Consider the following 20,941-nt stretch of genomic DNA (forward strand, 5'->3'; position numbering starts at 1 on the left):
TGCTCCTAGGTCTTATCTTGCTAGCCGCTTAGCTGCACCACGAATTATTTTGGGAGTACCCGTAGAGACTTCGCGCTGCAGCGTTGTTGGCTGCACAATCTAATCCTAGTCACATACTTTTGTATGCTCCTAGGTCTTATCTTGCTAGCCGCCTAGCTGCAACACGAATTATTTTGGGGAAATTTTTACTTTGTTTTCGTGTAACAGCCTAACGGTGATGAATTTTATCTAAATCGCCATATAAAGAGGGTTCCCCTTTAGGGCGAGTTTTAAACCGGCGGTGGAGCCACATATATTGTTCAGGAGCACGTAAAATCTCTTGCTCAATGACCTTGTTCATCATTGCTGCGGTTGCAACATTATCATCAACAGGGAAATCATCGATTGCGGGTTGAATATGTAATTCATAACCTTTTCCATCAGGTAAGCGATGGGCTGCAAATGGAACGACTAAAGCATTTCCGTGTTTAATTAACATGGCAGAACCATTGGTGGTTGCAGCGTGTTTTACGGCAAACAAGGGGACAAATGAACTATTTCGTGGGCCATAATCATGATCAGGGGCGTACCAGAGGACTTCGCCTTCAGTCAGTACCCTAATCATGCTTTTGACATCGCGGCGACCAATCATATATTTATTGGATTTCAAACGCCCGCGGGTTTGCAGCCAATCCATCAACTTATTGTCATTTGGACGGTAAACACCAATTCCTGGGTTATGCATACCAAAGGCACGTCCTGCAATCTCCAAGGTCAAAAAATGTACGCCAAGTACAATGACCCCACGACCTGTAGCTTGAGCGGCACGCATATTTTCTAATCCGATGATTTTGAACCAACGGCGGATACGCCAATCAGGCCAGAACCAGGCCATTGCTGTTTCAAAAACGCCCATACCCACAGATTCAAAGTTCTTATCGATGTATTCTTGGCGCTGTTGCAAGCTCATATCCGGAAAGCATAATTGCAGATTACGATCCGCAATTTGTACGCGTTCTTTTAAGAATCGTTTAGAGAAACGCCCTAAACGAATACCGATCCAATAAATAACGGGATAAGGCAGCAGAACAAGAACATATAAAATGCCAATGCCTAGCCAAATTAGCCAGTAACGAGGGTGCAATAAGCTTTTGTTAAATTTTGGTGCTTGTATCATTGTTTTATATTTCTACCTAGTTGTATTCAATAGGAAAATAAACTCTTATTGAGGGTAATTATACCAAATTATTCATTGAATAACTGAGCTGATTGCAAAGTGCTCATCAATTCAGCAAGATTTCTGACCGCCATTTTTTCCATCACGCGGGAACGATGAACTTCTACAGTGCGTACAGACACACACGCAACATCTGCAATTTCCCGGTTGATCAATCCCTGAAGCACGTAGCGACAAACATCTCTTTCTTTAGGCGTCAGTGTGTTATATCGCTGTTTCACTAAATAATCTTCAGTGGCTTTAATGGTGCGTATACGCGCTTGTTCAAGGGTTTGGGCAAGTTGTTGGCTATCAATGGGTTTCTGTAAGAAATCAATAGCACCAAATTTGACTTGCTCCACGGCCATTGGAATATCTCCATGACCAGAAAGAAAAATAACAGAGAGTGTACTTTGTTGTTCCTTGAGATATTGATGGACTTGACGACCATCTAATTTCGGCATCCGCATATCTAGCAATACAACGCCTTCCTCATGGAGAGGGGCATGGTGGATGAATTGTTCGCTGTCATTCCATACCGTGACAGTATAGCCTAATGTTTCGAGTAAAAATTGACAGGAATCAGTGACATCAGTGTCATCATCGACAAGGTGAATAACGGGCATCAACCATACCTCGAGGCTTGTTTAATATACATATTAATTGTTCGCATAGCATTGTCACATATAGTTATTGGGAATGTTATCATTTGTGTGGCAAAACATGCGCTATTTCCGCTTATTACGGATATTTAAAAATTAACGTCACGTACAAACCATTGACGCCATCTTCATTAAGCTGATTTTCAATACGAATATCACCACCTTGGCTTTGAATTAACCGTTGGCAAATCACTAATCCTAACCCCAATCCCCCCTGCTTTGTGGTAGCAAACGGTGTGATCCCTTGATTGAGTTGCTCAATTGGCATCCCACCAGCATCATCGTGTAAAACTAATAAAAAACGGTTTTCTGCAAAGTGAAAATTAAAGCGTAAATGATGAGCTCCCGCTTGCAGACTATTACTGATCAAATTTGATAGCAGTTGGTCGAGTAAGGTTTCAGGAAGATTAAGTTGAACATCCGGTGTTTCGGGGAGGGATAACTGAGCCTGTGGATAATGTTGTTCGACCTGCAACAATTGCCATATATGATTAATAGTTTGTTTAACAGATTGTTGACGAAAGTTGAGTGTGGATTCTTGTCCCGGCTTTCCAGCCCATAAACGTAGATTACGAATGATATCGGCACCACGTTGAGCTTGTTCGTCAATTTTACCAATAGCCCCAATGAGTGGATGCGTTTCGGATTCTTTTTTCAATCGTAAAATGGAGCCTTGAGCATAGTTGCGAATGGCCGACAAAGGTTGGTTAAGCTCATGAGCAAATCCAGAGGCCATTTCACCTAATATATTCAGTCGCTGGGCTTTTTGTAGATTCGCTTCTTGTTGGCGTAATCGGTTATGAGCCACTTCGAGCTGCCGACTACGACGCCGAACCAGAAAGGCAATCCAAACGTGATTAATACCAAGCAATAAAAAGACCAATGCAATAATGCCAATGGTGATTTGGTGTTGGATAACCCAGCTCACCACATCTTGCCAAATTTCCCGTTGCTGGGGATGCTGATTGACGTCCCGTAATAAATTTTCGACTTGAGTCATCGAGGCTGGAGCCCCCCAACGCATATTCGAATTATCGTCGGAAAGTAAGGTCTTCGTGACTTTATCCACTAAATTATCAGGCACTTCACTTAATGCAGCAAATGACCAATTGGGATATAGCTCGGTACTTGTCAAACATGGCAGGGAGCTCTCTTTTTGCAGTAATGGACGAAACTGATTTTTATCAATCAGCCCTTCGCTGTCCATATTTTCCAATAAGCAAACAGGCACAATGGTCGCAGAGAGTGAATTATCCCGCAGGGCATACAACAAGGCGTCAGCAGGGAAGCCTAAAAATTGCATCCGAAAATCTTTTTCAGTGTCATATCCCATATCGCGCAGAACTTTATAACCCAACAAATACCCACCAAACGCATCGGGTGAAATAGCGCCCACCTTTTTACCTATGAGTTGATCCGCCGTATGAATATCGCTGTCTTTGCGTACCAATATCAGGCTGCCAATGACATTGCGAGTTGTACTGTTGGGTTCAACATCTGAACGTAATGAGAGCAACCAACGTAAGTGGTAGCGGTTATCTAACTGAATAAATTGTGCAGGATTAGTCAGAAGAAAATCGATTTTGCGATTGAAGATAGCGTCTTTCATCTCTTCAAGGTTTAGCGGCTGGAGAGTGAAGCTTTCCCCGGGGATGGATTCGTTTAACGTATCAATTAAGGGTTGCCAGTGTAATTGCGTAAAACTGGGGCCACGAAGAGCAAGTACGCCGATTGTCCATTGTGCGGCACTCGCTGGTATACACCATATCAGCAGTGTCATTAAAAGTATGTGATACAACGGCATAGACGATTTTTTTAACATATAGGGTTTATTCGTTGCGTTAGATCAATATCGCCTCGGGTATGTGGTAAACCACAATAGGGGCGCAGCGGTTTTCTTCTTACACTGGCTTCAGTGAAGTACAAGATAACACAGCGATTTTAAAGAGAAATAAGAATTTTGCAGTGACCAAATATAGGCAGCAGTAAGTTGCCAATAAAGTCTGAAAAACCAATAACATATTGATTATTAACTTTTATTTTCGCATAAGCAATGTCAATGCTGGAGCCAATTATGGATCTGAGTAAACGAAAATTCCTACAACAAATAGGGGCAGTGACTGCCGGCGCATCCTTGATCCCGATCGCCGAAGCGGGTCTAAGCTTCTCCCCAACTCGCCGAGAAGGTAACCCAGAGAAACGCTACGGAATGCTGATTGATCTGCGCCGTTGCGTAGGTTGCCAATCCTGTACAGTTAGTTGTTCCGTTGAGAACCAAACTCCGCAGGGTGAATTTAGGACTACTGTTAGCCAATATCAGGTTTCATTAAAAGGGAATGAGGGCTATACCAACGTTCTGCTCCCGCGGTTATGTAACCATTGTGATAACCCACCTTGTGTGCCTGTCTGTCCAGTTCAAGCGACCTATCAACGTGAAGATGGCATTGTCGTTGTGGATAATGAACGCTGCGTAGGTTGTGCCTATTGTGTACAAGCTTGCCCATACGATGCGCGCTTTATTAACCATTCCACACAAACTGCGGATAAATGTACTTTCTGCGCTCACCGCTTAGAAGTTGGATTATTACCGGCTTGCGTTGAATCTTGTGTCGGTGGGGCACGTATTATCGGTGATTTAAAAGATCCGAATAGCACTATTCGCAAGATGCTCAGCGAGCATGAAGCACAAATTAAAGTCTTAAAACCAGAAAGCGGCACGTTACCACAGGTGTTTTATCTCGGTCTAGATGATGCGTTTGTGGAACCTTTACAAGGTAAAGGGCAACCGGCGTTATGGCAGGAGGTATTCTGATGAGCGAGCAAGTGACTTATATTTCAGAAATTATGGCTCAACCGCAAGAATTTTTCTGGCTTCCTTGGGCGGTACAGTATTTCTTCTTTATTGGTATTGCGGCTTGCGCTGTGCTCTACGCTTGTTATTTGCATTGGCAGAACAAAAGCGAAAACGGACGTTTAGAAATGATCTCGGTGTTTATTGCTATCACGATGGGGATCACTGCGCCGCTAGCGTTAACCGCTGATTTGCACCAAACCGCACGTGTTTGGCATTTCTATGCACATCCAACCGTCTGGTCTTGGATGTGGTGGGGATCGGTATTATTGCCATTATTTACCGCATTTGTGGGGCTCTATTTTGTAGCGTTGCTAGTCAAGCTGATTTGGAAAAAAGAGTATAAAGCGACACGTTGGGTTGCACTCTTAAGTGCATTATCAGCACTGGGATTATTGCTGTATACCGGTCGTGAGGCATCTGTTCTTATTGCTCGTCCAATTTGGTTTAGCTGGTGGATCCCGGTATTAATGTTCTTGAGTGCGATGCAAGTATTGCCAGCATTAGTTGCTCTGGGGGCACGTCGCGAACCTCAGTATCAAAATCGATTAGCTCGTTTCCAAGCGATCACATTGTTGCTATTTGCGGTTTGTTTTGCACTGTGGTTATCCGGTGATACCACGTCAGGGATTGCGGTTCGTCAGCAGCTTGATGTTGCTAGCCCAGGCTGGTGGATGTTGATGGGCGTTTGTGCGCTATGGGTTATCACGTTTGTGATGGCTGCGAGTAACTTAAAAATCAGACGTTCAGTGGCTTACATTACTATTTTAGCCGTGGTTTCTATGGCATTAGCGTGGACGCTACGTTGGATTTTCCTGATGGAAGTTCAAGCGGTGCCAAAATATAACATCATCACTAATCCATACCATTTCCCATTAGGCGATGATGGGTTACTGGCGATAATCGGTACATTTGGATTGTGGATTGCTTTAACAATTATTATTCGCGAAGGTGTTCGCTGGTTTGCGGGGAGAGTGCAACATGGCTAAATTCTCAAGACGTCAATGGCTTAAAGGTGGTTTAGTTGTCGGTGGTCTGGCTCTGTTCGGTGCAAGCTATCGTGAAGTGGCTAAACGTGCGGTCGATGGTTTAGTGGATGGCACCTCCGGTAAAGTGACACTTAGCCCAATTAACGGTAACTCGCTCATTCCTGAAGGAAATGCGATTGGTGGCTGGAAAGAAAATCCTGACCAAGTTGTGGCGATGACTCAATGTTTTGGTTGTTGGACTCAGTGTGGTATCCGTGCTCGTGTCGATACGGCAAAAAATGAAGTCTTACGAATTGCAGGCAACCCGTATCATCCGTTATCCCAAGAAAAGCATTTCCCATATGGTATGCCACTAACCACCGCGTTTGAAAAAATGAGTGGTGAAAGTGGATTAGAGAATCGCTCAACAGCCTGTGCTCGAGGTGCAACGCTAATGGAAGGCTTAACCAGCCCATTACGTATTCTTGAGCCAATGAAGCGTGTTGGTAAGCGTGGGGAAGGTAAATGGGAACGTATAAGCTTCGAACAGCTCATTAAAGAAGTTACTGAGGGGGGGGATTTATTTGGTGAAGGGCATGTTGATGGCTTAAGAGCGATTCGTGACCTCGAAACACCGTTAGATCCTTCTCAACCTAAATTAGGCCCAAAAGCAAACCAATTATTAGTGACTAATGCGGGTGATGACGGGCGTGACGGCTTTATCCGTCGTTTCGCTCAAAATGCGTTTGGTAGTAAAAACTTTGGGGCTCACGGTTCTTACTGCGGTCTTGCATACCGAGCGGGTTCTGGAGCATTGATGGATGACTTGGACAAGAATGCCCACGTCAAACCCGATTGGGATAATACCCGTTTTGCACTGTTTTTAGGCACATCGCCAGCTCAGTCAGGCAATCCATTCAAACGTCAAGGTCGTCAGTTAGCGAGTGCGCGGTTACGTGACTCTTTTAACTACGTGGTGGTATCACCTGCTCTGCCGTTAACAACGACATTGGCGAATGACCACGGTCACTGGGTGCCTGTGCAACCGGGAACGGATGCGGCATTAGTGATGGGAATGATCCGCTGGATTATTGAAAATAAGCGCTATAACGCAGCTTATCTCAGTGTTCCTAGTGAAAAGTCCATGGAAGCCGCTGGCGAGAAAAGCTGGACGAATGCGACCCATTTAGTGATTACGGATGATGAACATCCATTAGCAGGAAATTTATTGCAACAGACTCATCTCACGGGTGTTCCAAGTGAAGATGAAGAGAAGAAATTTTATCTGGTGCAAGATACTTCTGGTGAGCTGAAGCTGGCGGATGAGGTGACAAACGCTGAGTTATTTGTCACACGCCAAGTGACTTTACATGATGGCAGTGAAGTGACGGTAAAATCCAGCTTCCAATGCTTGAAAGAAGCTGCTGACCGCATGACTCTCGAAGAGTATAGCCAGCGTTGCCAAGTACCCGTTAAAACGATTCAATCACTGGGTAAGGCATTAACGTCTTATGATAGAAAAGCGGCGGTTATTTCTCATGGCGGCATGATGAGTGGTAACGGCTTTTATACCGCTTGGTCCGTCATTATGTTGAATGCATTAATTGGTAACCTGAACCTGAAAGGGGGCGTTTCCGTTGGTGGTGGTAAATTTAATGGGGAAAATGATGGTCCTCGTTACAATATTTCTGGCTACAAAGGGAAGGTAAAACCTAAAGGTGTTGTGTTATCTCGCAGTAATGAAGTCTATGAAAAATCAGATGAATTTAAAGCTAGAATTGCTGCAGGTGAAAAACCGTATCCAGCCAAAGCCCCTTGGTATCCGTTTGCTAAAGGCCAATTAACTGAGCAGTTAGCCTCAGCTTTACTGGGATATCCGTATCCATTGAAAGCTTGGATCACTAACATGACCAACCCTGTCTATGGTATTGCGGGTATTCGTCAGGTCATGGAAGAGAAACTGAAAGATCCAAAACATCTGCCACTGATTATTGGTATCGATGCCTTTATGAATGAAACCACCGCATTGGCGGATTACATCGTGCCAGATACCCATAACTTTGAAAGTTGGGGATTTAGCGCCCCATGGTCTGGTGTGCAGGTGAAAGCCAGTACGGCTCGTTGGCCGATTGTGAGTTCACGTACAGCGAAAACAGCAGATGGGCAGCCGATTTCAATGGAAGCATTTTGTATCGCGGTTGCTAAGCAGCTTAATCTACCGGGCTTTGGTGATAATGTGATTGCCGATATGGATGGCAACATGTATCCATTAAATACCGCAGAAGATTATTATCTACGCGTAGCGGCAAACATGGCATGGCTAGGTGAAAAGCCAGTTCCTGAAGCTGCGACAGAAGATATTCAAATTAGCGGTGTAGCTCGAATCATGCCTGAAATTACTCGAGTCCTGAAACCGGAAGAAGTACGCCGAGTCGCTTATATCTTTACGCGTGGTGGTCGTTTTGCGCCGTATGAGAAATCATGGGATGGAGATGCAACGGGTCCACAATGGAAAAAAGGATTACAGATCTGGAACCCAACGGTCGCAATTAACCGTCATGCCATTACAGGGGAGCGTTATAGTGGATGTCCAACCTACTATCCACCACGTATGGCAAATGGAGAAGATGTGAATGTGGTCTTCCCAGTGAAAGAATGGCCATTGAAAATGATGTCGTTTAAATCCCATGTCATGAGTAGTTCGACCACGATGATTGAGCGTTTACGTCATGTAAAACCAACAAATTTAGTCGCTATCCACCCAGATGATGCGGCGAAAATGGGGGTTAAGCACGGAGATTGGATCAAGATAACTACGCCAGGTGGTCATGGTGAAGCTCAAGTTAGTGTACTTGATGGTGTAATGCCAGGGGTTCTGGCTGTTGAGCATGGTTATGGTCATACCGAAATGGGCGCCAAACAACATTATTTGAATGGCGAACCTATGCCAATGAATGCGGCAAATGGTTCAGGGATTAACTTAAACGATTTAGGTTTTGCTGACCCAACTCGTGAAGTTGCCAATACATGGCTTGACTGGGTATCAGGTGCATCGGTGAGACAAGGTTTACCCGCACGCATTGAGCGAATTAGCTAATCCAAGTTTTATTTAGTGAAGTAGTAAGTTGGTATGCAATAAAAGTAGTAAGTGCAGTAAAGAGATTGCAAACCTATCCCGTTCTGCATAGCGGGATAGGGAACGCTTTCTCTGTTGTAAGCAGTTGACATTGCGCATATACGATGTAGCTAACCATCGTAACTTCGGCAAGTGCCTGGGAGGGGGAGCCCTCCCTTTTTTATATTTCTCATATTTTAATCACATCAAATTATCATTTCGATACGTTCTCTAAACAATACCCCTCCAAATAAAAGGTTTTTTATTAACATAATAAAGGTGATAATAATCACAATTTACTCGCCAACACGCGATGAATGAAAACTCAAATTTAATATCAATGCGTTACAAAGGGAAAACGAACACCATGCCAGTGTTACATAACCAAGTCTCAAACAAAGTTCTGAAAGAACGTATGTTGGCAGAAACAGAGCCGCGCACGACAATATCTTTTTATAAGTATTTTAATATTCAAGACCCTGTTGCTTTTCGTCATCAATGGTATCAACAGTTCCAAGCATTGAATGTTTTTGGTCGCGTATATATTGCGAAAGAGGGCATTAATGCTCAAATTAGTGTTCCTGCCTCTAATGTGGATGCCTTGCGCGAATTGATCTACAGTACAGACCCACGATTAGATAATTTACGCTTAAATATTGCTATTGATGATGACGGTAAATCGTTTTGGGTTTTACGGATGAAAGTGCGCGATCGCGTTGTTGCTGATGGGATTGAGGATGAAACATTTAATCCTGAGAATACAGGGCAATACCTGAAAGCGCACGAAGTGAATGAGATGATCGACGATCCAAATACGATTTTCGTTGATATGCGTAATCACTATGAGTATGAAGTAGGGCATTTTGAGAATGCGCTAGAAGTGCCGTCAGATACTTTTAGAGAGCAATTGCCAATGGCTGTTGAAATGCTACAGGATCAAAAAGATAAAAACGTGGTGATGTATTGCACGGGCGGTATTCGTTGTGAAAAAGCGAGCGCTTACATGCTGCATAATGGTTTCCAGAATGTTTATCATGTTGAAGGTGGCGTTATCGAATACGCCCGTAAAGCAAAAGAACAGGGATTACCGCTGCGCTTTAAAGGTAAAAACTTTGTTTTTGATAATCGGATGGGAGAGCGCATTACTGATGATACACTCGCGCACTGCCATCAATGTGGTGAGCTTTGCGACACACATACGAATTGCAAAAATGATGGTTGCCATCTGCTATTTATCCAGTGCCCAAGTTGTGCTGAAAAATATGAAGGGTGCTGTAGCGTTGAATGTACGGAAGAAATGAAACTCCCTGAAGATGAACAACGCTCTCGTCGTGCTGGACGTGAAGTCAGTAATAAAATATTTAATAAGTCGCGTCACCGCTTATCAGATGGATTATTAAATAGCCATAAGTAATTTTTTGATTAATAAAAAAGCCCTCAAAAGGGCTTTTTTTAATAAAGATATTTAAAAACATTATAAATAAAAAATAACTCAATTCTGTTCTTAACAAAAACTTTAGACGTAATATGCCGTTTTTGTGAGTATACGGTGCTATTACTTATCCCGAGTTTCCTGGATATAATATGATTTGGTGTTTCATTCATCCAGTTGTTAATTATATTCTGTTCTTTTATAGTAAAAATAGATGAATCATTATTATTAGCGAGCTTAGTAATTTTTTCTATTTGTTCTGAATCATTAATAACTTTATCAAGTGTTTTGGCTATTATCTTCTTTGACATTATAAAAAAATTATCCTTAAGTAACAGAGGGTTATCTGTTAATGGATAAGTGGCATTAATATAAATATAAAATCTAATACTACTCGATGCATTTAATAGTGCTTTAAGTAATGGGCAATAGCTAGAGTAGTGACAGTAATAGGTTAAATTAACCAGAACAATACTGGGTGAATTATTTTTTACAAATTCAATACCATCTTTAATGCACCCTGTACTAATGAATTCTAATTTTTTATTAGAAGATAAATATTCAGTAATACCAAGGCGGGTATAATAACACTCATCAATGACTAATATTCTCATAGGGAACATCCTTGTCCGAAAAGAGCATTACAATAAATTGGAATTGATATGAAAGTCAATCAAGTAATAATAAAAACAATAAATTAACCGTTGTATTTGCAATTAATAAATAAATTTATAATTTTATTTATTACTATTCAATGGAGGGGTTGGTTTGGATAATAAATAGATTGGTAATGGATATTTGCAACAGTACAAATATCCATCCTTTATCTGTTACTTGCTAATGAGTCTTGAAGTTAGCTTCTACATATTCGCCAGACTCAATTTTATCAATTCCAGCCTGAAGAATATCAATCAGCTGCCTAGCAACATCAGTTGTTAACCACATGGTTTTATCCACGACGGCACTGTCTAAACTCTTATTTTGCTCTGGGAGGTAATGTAAACGAAGCATCATTGCGTCATAAGCGTCAACAGTGCTGATATCCCAACCAACAACAGGGTGGGTTTGGATGACATCATTTTTTCTATTCATTTAGACCTCCTAATCAAACATGGTGATAAATCAAACATGGTGATAATAGCGTATCAATGACTAAGAGCAGGTAACTCAGGACGAGCTATATGTAGTATATGAATATTTTGAAAATATGGTAGTGGTTGCAGCATTTTTTTACATAATTTTATGATTGTTATAAAAATATGTAAGTGATTTCTACTAAAAAAGAGTTATGGGAAGGCGAGTACCTTCCCATATATAGTTTATTGGCTTACGGCAATAGTCCAGCCTGAATCTTCGCCAGCTAAGAATGGAACAAGCTTATCATTAGCGCATTCGATAGAATCGCAGATGATATTTTGTGCTTTAGTTAGCGTGATATGACCTTCATTTACGGGCAGTCCATAAAACTTGGGTCCATTCAGGGAGCAGAATGCCTCAAAGTGTTTTAGGGCTCCGAGTTCTTCAAAAACAGTCGCATAGGCGGCTAATGCCGTTGGTGCATTAAAGACTCCCGCACATCCACATGAAGTCTCTTTACGAGATTGAATATGTGGTGCTGTATCAGTTCCTAAGAAGAAGCGATCACAACCAGAAGCGACAGCTGCACGTAAAGCATCTTGGTGTACATTGCGTTTTAATATAGGTAAGCAATATAAGTGCGGACGAACACCACCGACTAGCATATGGTTACGATTAAACATCAAATGCTGAGGCGTTAATGTGGCTGCGGTGAATTCATTGGCATCCAGTACATATTGCGCAGCTTCCTTCGTTGTAATGTGCTCAAAGACTACTTTTAATTGTGGAAACTGTGCTCTCAGCGGCAACATGACTTGTTCTATAAATAAAGCTTCACGGTCAAATATATCAATATGACTGGCAGTAACTTCTCCGTGAATCAGTAATGGCATCCCAGCTTGTTCCATTGCAGCAAGAACGGGATAAATTTTCTTAATATCGGAAACGCCATGGCTAGAGTTAGTGGTCGCATTTGCAGGATATAATTTACAAGCTGTAAATACGCCTTCATTAAAGCCACGGATTAACTCTTGAGCATCAGTGGTGTCTGTTAAATAACAGGTCATTAATGGGGTAAATTTATGTCCATTGGGAACGGCTTTTTTGATTCGTTCACGATATGCTTTCGCGGCTTCTACGGTAGTAATCGGTGGGACAAGGTTTGGCATGACAATGGCGCGACCAAAAAACTGACTAGTAAACGGTACGACTGTTTTTAACATTTCATCATCGCGAAAATGAACATGCCAATCATCAGGGCGGCGGATCGTTAGAGTTGTTACTGTTGTCATTAAACCGGCTCCATAAAGGGGGGATGAGAGATGAGCAAGTGCTCAAGCCGGGATAGAATGATAAATCGAAAAAAATAAAATAGCTATGATAAATAGCAAATATTGACACAATAAATCTAGGGGTTTTAAAAAAACAATAGGGAAAAATAAGGGGGGAATAATACAGAGAAAAACGGAAAAGTAGTATTAAGTTGGCTCCTCCAGCTGGACTCGAACCAGCGACATACGGATTAACAGTCCGCCGTTCTACCGACTGAACTATGGAGGAACTTCCCTAACACGCAGAGGATATTAGCTTTCCCCATCAGTAATGTCAAAGGGGAAAATAGCAAAATGAGTTCGTTTGCCTGTTATCTGTGCGAATTGAAAAATTTTTGCTCTAACTACCTATGTTTGAAAGAAAAAATAACGGTAATTGGAAAAATATTTAATAAAATTTAATCGAGGGATGAAATCTTTAGGAAAATAAAGATGGTTAAGCTGAGAAGCCTGGGAAGACAGAAAACAAAAAGCCCGCTTAGGTTTTACCTGAAGCGGGCTTCTTAAATTTGGCTCCTCCAGCTGGACTCGAACCAGCGACATACGGATTAACAGTCCGCCGTTCTACCGACTGAACTATGGAGGAATTGACTTGTTCCTGAGAACGAGGCGCATATTACCCAGCCAGTATTCACTTGTAAAGCATAAAATTGAAAAAAAATGCTCGACAGGTTGTTAATTAAACAAATTGCTGTTTATTTATGCCTGAATCCAGTAGCTGTCGGATTTTTATGGTGTTACTAAGAGGGTAGCAACTTAAAAAATGATAGCAATAATGGGTAAGAGATTTAGTGGGCGTTAGCTAGAAGAGCGAATTAGCAAGGATATAATATTAAAAAACAAAAAGCCCGCTTAGGTTTTACCTGAAGCGGGCTTCTTAAATTTGGCTCCTCCAGCTGGACTCGAACCAGCGACATACGGATTAACAGTCCGCCGTTCTACCGACTGAACTATGGAGGAATTGACTCGTTCCTGAGAACGAGGCGAATATTAACGACATCACCTCGAACTGTCAACGATAAAAATACAAAAAAAAACCAACTGCTCATTCACTGCTCATTCTGACTGGAATTTATGCTATATATTTGATATTGCATTAATTTTGAGTAGCTAAAGCAGTTCTTGTTAGCGCTGGGATCTCTGGATATGCAATATGATAAATATCATAAAAAGAGAGCATTCCTTTTAATGCTAATAAACGAGAGATTTCTTGCTTAATTGATGCTGGAACTTCTTTTGATTCAAGGATCTGATTCAGTGCAGTTTCAGATACAGGCTCTGTGACAAACCATTCGCCGTTATAACAGACCCGCAAGTCGAGAACACCAATATCATCAAAATGATAAACGGGTTTAACATCGAATAATAGAACACTGGCTAGCACGATAAATAGGATAGTGATCCCTGCCGTCCAATAAGGTCCAAAATAGGGGGCATACCAAAGAATAATAGCCAGTGGTAAGTAAGCGGCAATCATGCCTATACAGAGATATGGGTGATTAGCTAAAAATTGACTATTAAAGTGAGGTTTTCCATCTCTAGCTTCGCGTAGATTAATAGCATCTAAATCGTCGATAAGTATTTTTTTGATAATATCCATGGTAAGTGACTCTCTGTCAGATATCTATACTAGGAGGGTATCACGCGGCGAATGAATTGTTATATATCAGTTAAAAAAAATATTTAACTGGATTGTCATTGTTTCGAGTTTGTTTGCTAAATATTGATGAGTAAACAATCACGTTTCAACAAAGAAACCTTTACACTATCAATAAAGTGCAGCTCATTTGTTAGGCTTATATTCATCAAAAGTGACCTAGTCTAAAAAACGACAAAATTTTACATATTGGACGTATAAAATAGTTGCTATTATTTCAAAGTCATGAGTTAATGACAGTCGGCCTGTTTAGCAGTCCTATTTGATGTATGATTACTAAGTTAGTGTGTTCTAAAGAAGAAAGTTATCTTAGATAGCCTTTGACCTTAACGCTTCATCTTGGTGTTTCCCTGATTAAATAGCTGACTCTGGCCCATATATGCCAAAAGGCAAGTTTTTTGATGTTATATAGGAAAAAGTCAAATGTCCGACAAAATGAAAGGTCAAGTTAAGTGGTTCAACGAGTCTAAAGGCTTCGGTTTCATTACTCCAGCTGATGGTAGCAAAGACGTTTTCGTCCACTTCTCTGCCATTCAGGGCAATGGTTTCAAAACTCTGGCAGAAGGCCAGCAAGTTGAATTCACCATTGAAAACGGTGCAAAAGGCCCAGCAGCTGCAAACGTAACTGCAATCTAAGCTAATTGCTTAACTGATTTTCTAAAGCCCGTCATTATTTAATGACGGGCTTTTTCGTATGAGAAGCTAAAGCAGAAAAATAGAGATAAATAATTAACATTTTGAGCTTTACTTAACAATTCGCCACACCTATACTCAAGCCACATTTATTTTGGAGATAATTACTTGGAAAGCCAGAGTTGTACTAAAAACTTAATTTAATTGGCAAGTAATTAATCGTCTATTCCATTAACTGCTTGCCACCATGGCGGGCGGTGTCTGATATCTCATCACACATACTCCTTAGTTTTAGATAAAGTCATATTTCATCTTTGTATGAATATTTCGCTGTTGCGGTGAGTGTGTATCATGTTGGTTTATATTTACTCTCTATTCCCTCCAGGTAATCGTTAATAACACCTGAATATTTTTATATTCAATTTTTAGTTGTGTTTTTTTAGTGCAAATTTACCTTTATCCAAATCTTTTGGAGGGATCATTATGCTTTTTATTCCTGAAATTTTAAATTTAGTTGCAGCAATGTGCTTAGGGGCACTAATTGGTGCCGAACGTCAATGGCGCCAAAGAATGGCTGGCTTACGTACAAATGCACTTGTGGCAACAGGGGCGGCAGTCTTTATTTTAAGTTCGGTGACAACATCCCCGGATAGCCCTGGACGTATTGCAGCGCAAGTGGTATCGGGAATTGGATTTTTAGGTGCTGGAGTTATCATGCGGGAAGGCATGAATATCCGTGGATTAAATACCGCTGCAACATTGTGGTGCTCTGCAGGAATCGGTGTGTTATGTGGCTTAGGGCAATATGAACTAGCGACAATCGCGACATTATTGATCTTATGCGCCAATATTTTGCTAAGAGAAGCGGCTTCCAAAATTAATCGTCAGCCCCAGCAACAAGCTCTGGATGTTGAACAACGCTATAAAATTCGAGTTATGTGCCATCAAGGGGATGAAATTCTGGTAAGAACCCTTATTTTACAAGCCATTAATGGGTTACATATTCGCCTTCAATCACTCAGTAGTGCAGATACCCTGAAGACAGAACAGCTTGAAGTGTGTGCAGAATTTTTGGCGACACCCGCCGAACAAAAAGAAATCGAAGCATTGGTTTGCCGCATTAGCCTTGAGCAAAGCGTCAGTGCCATCAATTGGAAAGTGGCATCAGAGCTACCAGCTTAACTGCCGAAAATTAATTAATCAGAGGAGCCAAAATGGACGACCACCCTCCGTCATGGAGATATAAACGAGAGCTATCTGGCTAAAATAATTATTTTTCAGTCAGATAGCGTTAATAAAGCACTTTAATGCTGAATTAGAGATAACGTTATGACTGAAATAAGGCAACAGCGCAAAAGCGTAAAAACTTCCGCGCGTCAAAAATTCATTGTTGGTGAACAAGCCAATAAAAATATCGAACAGGTTTTAAACGAATACCAAACTAACCTATTAGGTTTATCCGAAAGTGAAGCATTGGATCGTTTAGTGTATGAGGGGGAGAATGAAGTTGCCCATGAAAAGGCACCTCCTGCATGGAAACAGTTAGTAGCCTCGTTCAAAAATCCCTTTATTTTCGTGCTCATCATATTAGCCATCGTCAGTTTTTTCACTGACTATTTGATACCTGAACGACAAGGAGAGGAAACGGACTTAACGGGTGTCATTATTATTGTCACCATGGTTTTATTAAGTGGATTACTTCGTTTTTGGCAAGAATATCGAACTAATAAAGCCGCTGAAGCACTGAAATCTTTAGTGCGAACCACCGCAACCGTTTTCCGTAGAGATAGCAAAACGGGACGCTCAGTACGCAAAGAAATTCCTATCAAATGCCTAGTTCCGGGAGATATTGTTCTATTATCCGCTGGAGATATGGTTCCTGCAGACCTAAAACTGGTTGAATCTAGAGACTTATTTATTAGCCAAGCTATTTTGACGGGGGAATCCATTCCTGTTGAAAAATATGACACATTAGCAAATATCTCCGCAAAAAGTTTAGAGCCAGTATCCCCAACAGAAAATGAGTTATTGGAAATCTCAAATATCTGTTTAATGGGAACCAATGTGACGAGTGGAACCGCAAGAGGAATTGTCGTTGCTACCGGAGGAAAAACTTATTTGGGATCACTCGCTAAATCTATTGTTGGAACTCGGGCACAAACGTCATTTGACCGCGGTGTTAATAGTGTGAGTTGGCTGCTGATCCGTTTTATGGTTGTTATGGTACCCATTGTTTTATTAATTAATGGATTTACTAAAGGAGATTGGTTTGAAGCAACACTTTTCTCTCTTGCGGTTGCTGTGGGGCTAACGCCAGAAATGTTACCGATGATTGTGAGTTCGAACCTTGCAAAAGGGGCGATAGCAATGTCCAAACATAAAGTCATAGTAAAAAGATTAAATGCTATCCAAAATTTTGGCGCTATGGATGTGCTGTGTACCGACAAGACAGGAACATTGACTCAAGATAAAATTATTCTTGAACACTATCTTGATAGTCATGGGCTGAAAGATAGTAAAATCCTCCAATTAGCTTGGTTGAATAGCTTCCATCAGAGTGGCGCCAAAAATATGATGGATCAAGCTATTATTCGGCGGGGGCGTGGTAATGACAAAATTGAACAATTGAAAGCCTATCAAAAAATTGATGAGCTACCTTTTGATTTTATTCGTCGAAAATTATCGGTCACAGTAAAAACCCCGGAAGGTAATGCGCTATTAATTTGTAAAGGTGCGGCTGAGGAGATGTTGTCCGCGTGCCAACATTACCAGCAAGATGGAAAAACAATTTTGTTGGATGACAATGCTAGAGCAAAGATTAGTGAACTTGTTAGTGATTATAACAGACAAGGTTTCCGTGTATTACTCTTGGCGACTCGATATTTAAATCAGGCAGAAGCATGCTTGCCTTTATCCGCTCAAGCAGAACAACAACTTGAATTACAAGGTATTCTTACTTTTTTAGATCCCGCAAAGGAGAGTGCAATTTCTGCAATTGCGGCTCTAAGAGAAAATGGCGTTACGGTTAAAGTGTTAACTGGTGACAATGCGGTAATCACTGAAAAAATTTGCCATGATGTTGGACTCAATGTTGATGAAATCATGACAGGGCTTGAAGTTGAAGCTATGAGTGATGATGAACTGAAACAAAAAGTTGAACAGGTTTCTGTATTCTGCAAGTTAACTCCGTTACAAAAATCACGCATTCTTAAGCAATTACAAGGTAATGGACATACCGTTGGCTTTTTAGGGGATGGCATTAATGATGCACCAGCATTACGTGATGCTGATGTGGGTATTTCCGTGGATACCGGCACTGATATTGCTAAAGAATCTGCGGATATTATTTTGTTAGAAAAGGATTTAATGGTACTTGAGCAAGGAGTGATTAAGGGAAGGGAAACCTTTGGAAATATTATTAAGTATTTGAATATGACAGCAAGCTCTAATTTTGGAAATGTATTTTCAGTCTTAGTTGCTAGCGCATTTATTCCATTTTTACCTATGCTTGCTATCCATTTGTTAGTTCAAAATCTGTTGTACGATATGTCCCAGTTAGCATTACCTTGGGATAAAATGGATAAGGAATTTTTGAAACGCCCGCGCAAATGGGATGCACAAAATATTCGACGCTTTATGATCTGGATAGGGCCAACATCCTCTATTTTTGACATCACGACGTTTGCATTGATGTGGTATGTTTTCCAAGCAAATAGCGTTGCTCATGAGGCACTCTTCCAGTCGGGGTGGTTTGTTGAAGGACTATTATCACAAACACTCGTTGTTCATATGTTACGGACACAAAAAATTCCATTTATTCAGAGTACTGCTGCATTACCGGTATTACTGGCTACGGGGATTATTATAGCGTTAGGCTTATATATACCATTTTCATCATTTGGTGAAATGATAGGATTACAGCCATTACCTATTGAATATTTTCCATGGCTAGTTTTAACACTGGTGAGTTACTGTGTGGTTGCTCAGCTAATGAAGCAATATTACATTAAACGTTTTGGTACGTGGTTGTAATATAAAATAGGGCGTTATGATGTAGAACGCCCCATTGATAGATGAGATTAGAGCATTATTGTTTTACCACTGGATGGCAATTTGTAGTGTGCTTTCCAGTGGTCATATTTCATCTGATCCATTGATTTGTCAAATAGTCGCAGTGATGTTAATTCGGTTGCCAAAACACTGATTTCTCTTAATGGTAGTTCTGGAAATAAAGTTTGGCATAACTCGTTGTTGATAGCTTCGATTATATAGTTAGTTACATATCTGACACTTTTGGTGTCAGATATTTTGTTCTGTTGAATCAATAGGGTGGTTATTTCTTTTATTCGAGAATTATTACGTAGCACATGTTCGAGTGATTTTTGTGCCGCATTTTTGTTAAACTGGTATTCACCAAATTGTAAATTCCCTTTGATTTCATTAAAAATATTTGTTTTTTCTTGAAGGCTTAATCGAAACTTCATATCTTGGTTTGAACTAATAAAAGCGTCTATTACAGCATCAAATGCTTGGTTAAATGTTGCTGATAGCTGTACGACTCTTTCTTGCTCTTTCCAGTGTGCGATAGCTTGAGTATCTTTAGGATTTGATTTTTGTACGGCTTTCAGTACGTCAGACATAAGTATTGCTTTATTTATTGAAATACTCTGTTTATTAACGGTAAATGAAATAAATTTATTAGAAACATTCAATAATTTTTGGCTTAATTGACCATATTCTTTTTTTATTTCAACTTTTGAGGTTATTTGAATTGGTTTTGTTGCTTTGATGCTTGAGGTAAACATTCAATTTCCTTTTTAAATGTATTTTTTATGACTATAAAAAAAACGGACTTAATGTGCTTTCAAAAAACACGTAGGAAATTGAATTTTAAGAAAATAACTACGTTAGAAATAAAAAAAGAGCCATAAATGGCTCTTTTTAGATCACAGAAAAGGGGCTATTATTGCAGGCCCATCGCTGTTTTCATTTGTTTCATTGCATCGATGCCTTGCTGGCAAGCTTGGTCTTGTTGCTCTTTAGGTAAAGCTGCAACTTGTTTTTTTCCTTCTTCCAACTGGCCTTTCATCGCATCTAACTGCGCTTTGGCTTGTGGGTTTTCAGATGCTTTAGAAATTAAGCTATCAACTTCAGCGAAGTAAGCATTACAGGTTTCAGTTGCACCGGCAACTTGGCCTTTTTTATCTTCTTCTGAACATGCAGTGATTGTTAATGCCAATAGACCCATACCACAAGCTAAAATTATTTTTTTCATAATTAACCTTAATAGAATATTTTATTTATATAGCTAATTAAGTATATAAGAGAAGATTTTATTATCAAACGTAACAAATCCTAAAAGTATAATATTCAAATAATTCATATGGTTACTTATTAAGGGGGATGTCACTTCAGATAATGGGTAATCCGAATAAGATTAATTGATTTAATACTAAAAAATAAATGAAGGGGATAAAAATAGATATTTATCGCAATAATAATAAGTAAATAATCATATTCCTTTGAATGATAATGATACAAATCTAACCAGGATGCAGCATAAAATGCTACACCCTGAGTACGCCATTATGGATACTTATGTTAGGTAAAAGTGACTAATTTTTTAATGGAAGATTCAAAGATAGAGATTGTTATAACTTTTCTAATGATGTTAATAACTTTTTTTCATATACAACGTAAATAATTAAAAATAGCGGACATTGTAAAAAATAATTTACACCTCAATTATAAAACTAGCTTATCAGATATTTGTAGAATTAATGGCTGTACATTTAAACTGCGATTATAGAATTGAAAGGTGAGGCATGTCACAAATTTATCAATAAAACCTTTTTATCTATATAATATTGATTTTTAAATTAAATTTCCTTTGTATGAAAGAGGGGTTATCAGGTAAAGTCTCTGCTTCTAAGTCTTTCATGGGTAATATATTTAGTTTTTCGACCACAAAAAGTTGCTTTTATAGTTAACAATAATTAGGTTAATCAGGTTGACGCTAT

The 20,941-nt window shown here is 40.1% G+C and carries 16 protein-coding genes and 3 tRNA genes; 7 read left to right on the forward strand and 12 right to left on the reverse strand.

Translation table 11 applies throughout. The features are described 5' to 3' along the window. Positions 1–208: 208 nt before the first annotated feature. The 3 genes from PR761_RS05290 to ttrS form a co-directional block, all read right to left on the reverse strand. Positions 209–1,156 carry a Kdo(2)-lipid IV(A) acyltransferase gene (locus PR761_RS05290; protein ID WP_112836529.1) on the reverse strand — a complete coding sequence of 316 codons (948 nt, stop codon included), beginning with the start codon at positions 1,154–1,156 and terminating at the stop codon, positions 209–211. 68 nt (positions 1,157–1,224) lie between these two features. After that, complete coding sequence (gene ttrR / locus PR761_RS05295) at positions 1,225–1,821, reverse strand: tetrathionate respiration response regulator TtrR (protein WP_006813513.1); 597 nt, start codon at positions 1,819–1,821, stop codon at positions 1,225–1,227. Positions 1,822–1,936: 115 nt separating this feature from the next. Continuing rightward, positions 1,937–3,679 (reverse strand): tetrathionate respiration histidine kinase TtrS, encoded by a 1,743-nt coding sequence (gene ttrS, locus PR761_RS05300; RefSeq protein ID WP_039854289.1) that lies wholly within the window; start codon positions 3,677–3,679, stop codon positions 1,937–1,939. Between the two features lie 252 nt (positions 3,680–3,931). On the opposite strand from ttrS, the gene ttrB reads away from it, so the two are divergent. The 4 genes from ttrB to trhO all read left to right on the forward strand — a co-directional run bounded on the left by ttrB (position 3,932) and on the right by trhO (position 10,205). Continuing rightward, positions 3,932–4,669 (forward strand): tetrathionate reductase subunit TtrB, encoded by a 738-nt coding sequence (ttrB, locus tag PR761_RS05305; protein WP_039854287.1) that lies wholly within the window; start codon positions 3,932–3,934, stop codon positions 4,667–4,669. Next, on the forward strand, positions 4,651–5,697 hold the full coding sequence (ttrC, locus tag PR761_RS05310; RefSeq protein ID WP_006813509.1) for a tetrathionate reductase subunit TtrC: 1,047 nt from the start codon (positions 4,651–4,653) through the stop codon (positions 5,695–5,697). The genes ttrB and ttrC overlap by 19 nt, the downstream gene beginning before the upstream one ends. Next, on the forward strand, positions 5,690–8,773 hold the full coding sequence (gene ttrA / locus PR761_RS05315; RefSeq protein WP_115164149.1) for a tetrathionate reductase subunit TtrA: 3,084 nt from the start codon (positions 5,690–5,692) through the stop codon (positions 8,771–8,773). Before ttrC ends, ttrA begins: the two co-directional genes overlap by 8 nt. Before the next feature lie 385 nt (positions 8,774–9,158). Further along, positions 9,159–10,205: an oxygen-dependent tRNA uridine(34) hydroxylase TrhO gene (gene trhO / locus PR761_RS05320; RefSeq protein ID WP_039854447.1), complete on the forward strand. Its 1,047-nt coding sequence runs from the start codon at positions 9,159–9,161 to the stop codon at positions 10,203–10,205. 38 nt (positions 10,206–10,243) lie between these two features. Here the strand turns inward: trhO and PR761_RS05325 are convergent, their stop codons facing one another. The 7 genes from PR761_RS05325 to PR761_RS05355 all read right to left on the reverse strand — a co-directional run bounded on the left by PR761_RS05325 (position 10,244) and on the right by PR761_RS05355 (position 14,231). After that, positions 10,244–10,837 (reverse strand): LuxR C-terminal-related transcriptional regulator, encoded by a 594-nt coding sequence (locus PR761_RS05325; RefSeq protein WP_230083626.1) that lies wholly within the window; start codon positions 10,835–10,837, stop codon positions 10,244–10,246. Between the two features lie 223 nt (positions 10,838–11,060). Next, on the reverse strand, positions 11,061–11,315 hold the full coding sequence (gene bssS, locus PR761_RS05330; RefSeq protein WP_006813504.1) for a biofilm formation regulator BssS: 255 nt from the start codon (positions 11,313–11,315) through the stop codon (positions 11,061–11,063). Positions 11,316–11,542: 227 nt separating this feature from the next. Further along, on the reverse strand, positions 11,543–12,592 hold the full coding sequence (gene pyrC / locus PR761_RS05335; protein WP_154611243.1) for a dihydroorotase: 1,050 nt from the start codon (positions 12,590–12,592) through the stop codon (positions 11,543–11,545). 192 nt (positions 12,593–12,784) lie between these two features. After that, positions 12,785–12,860, reverse strand: a tRNA-Asn gene (locus tag PR761_RS05340). A 281-nt stretch (positions 12,861–13,141) separates the two neighbouring features. Beyond that, positions 13,142–13,217: transfer RNA gene (locus PR761_RS05345), tRNA-Asn, on the reverse strand. A 298-nt stretch (positions 13,218–13,515) separates the two neighbouring features. Further along, positions 13,516–13,591, reverse strand: a tRNA-Asn gene (locus PR761_RS05350). Between the two features lie 136 nt (positions 13,592–13,727). Further along, a complete protein-coding gene (locus PR761_RS05355) occupies positions 13,728–14,231 on the reverse strand; it encodes a YlaC family protein (protein WP_006813502.1) in 504 nt (167 codons plus the stop codon). Between the two features lie 480 nt (positions 14,232–14,711). On the opposite strand from PR761_RS05355, the gene cspE reads away from it, so the two are divergent. The 3 genes from cspE (at position 14,712) to mgtA (ending at position 18,953) form a co-directional block, all read left to right on the forward strand. Then, positions 14,712–14,924, forward strand: coding sequence for a transcription antiterminator/RNA stability regulator CspE (gene cspE, locus PR761_RS05360; protein ID WP_004909801.1), 213 nt, complete (start codon positions 14,712–14,714; stop codon positions 14,922–14,924). Positions 14,925–15,404: 480 nt separating this feature from the next. Beyond that, positions 15,405–16,103, forward strand: a complete 699-nt coding sequence (locus tag PR761_RS05365; protein WP_006813501.1) for an MgtC family protein — start codon at positions 15,405–15,407, stop codon at positions 16,101–16,103. A gap of 147 nt (positions 16,104–16,250) precedes the next feature. Then, positions 16,251–18,953, forward strand: a complete 2,703-nt coding sequence (mgtA, locus tag PR761_RS05370; protein WP_154611025.1) for a magnesium-translocating P-type ATPase — start codon at positions 16,251–16,253, stop codon at positions 18,951–18,953. A 47-nt stretch (positions 18,954–19,000) separates the two neighbouring features. Here the strand turns inward: mgtA and PR761_RS05375 are convergent, their stop codons facing one another. Continuing rightward, positions 19,001–19,726 (reverse strand): IpaB/EvcA family protein, encoded by a 726-nt coding sequence (locus PR761_RS05375; protein ID WP_154611026.1) that lies wholly within the window; start codon positions 19,724–19,726, stop codon positions 19,001–19,003. 158 nt (positions 19,727–19,884) lie between these two features. Continuing rightward, positions 19,885–20,196, reverse strand: a complete 312-nt coding sequence (locus PR761_RS05380) for a DUF5339 domain-containing protein (RefSeq protein WP_006813498.1) — start codon at positions 20,194–20,196, stop codon at positions 19,885–19,887. Between the last annotated feature and the right edge of the window lie 745 nt (positions 20,197–20,941).

Origin of the sequence: Providencia sp. PROV210 (assembly GCF_028479445.1) — a bacterium.
Taxonomy (GTDB): Bacteria; Pseudomonadota; Gammaproteobacteria; order Enterobacterales; family Enterobacteriaceae; genus Providencia; species Providencia rustigianii.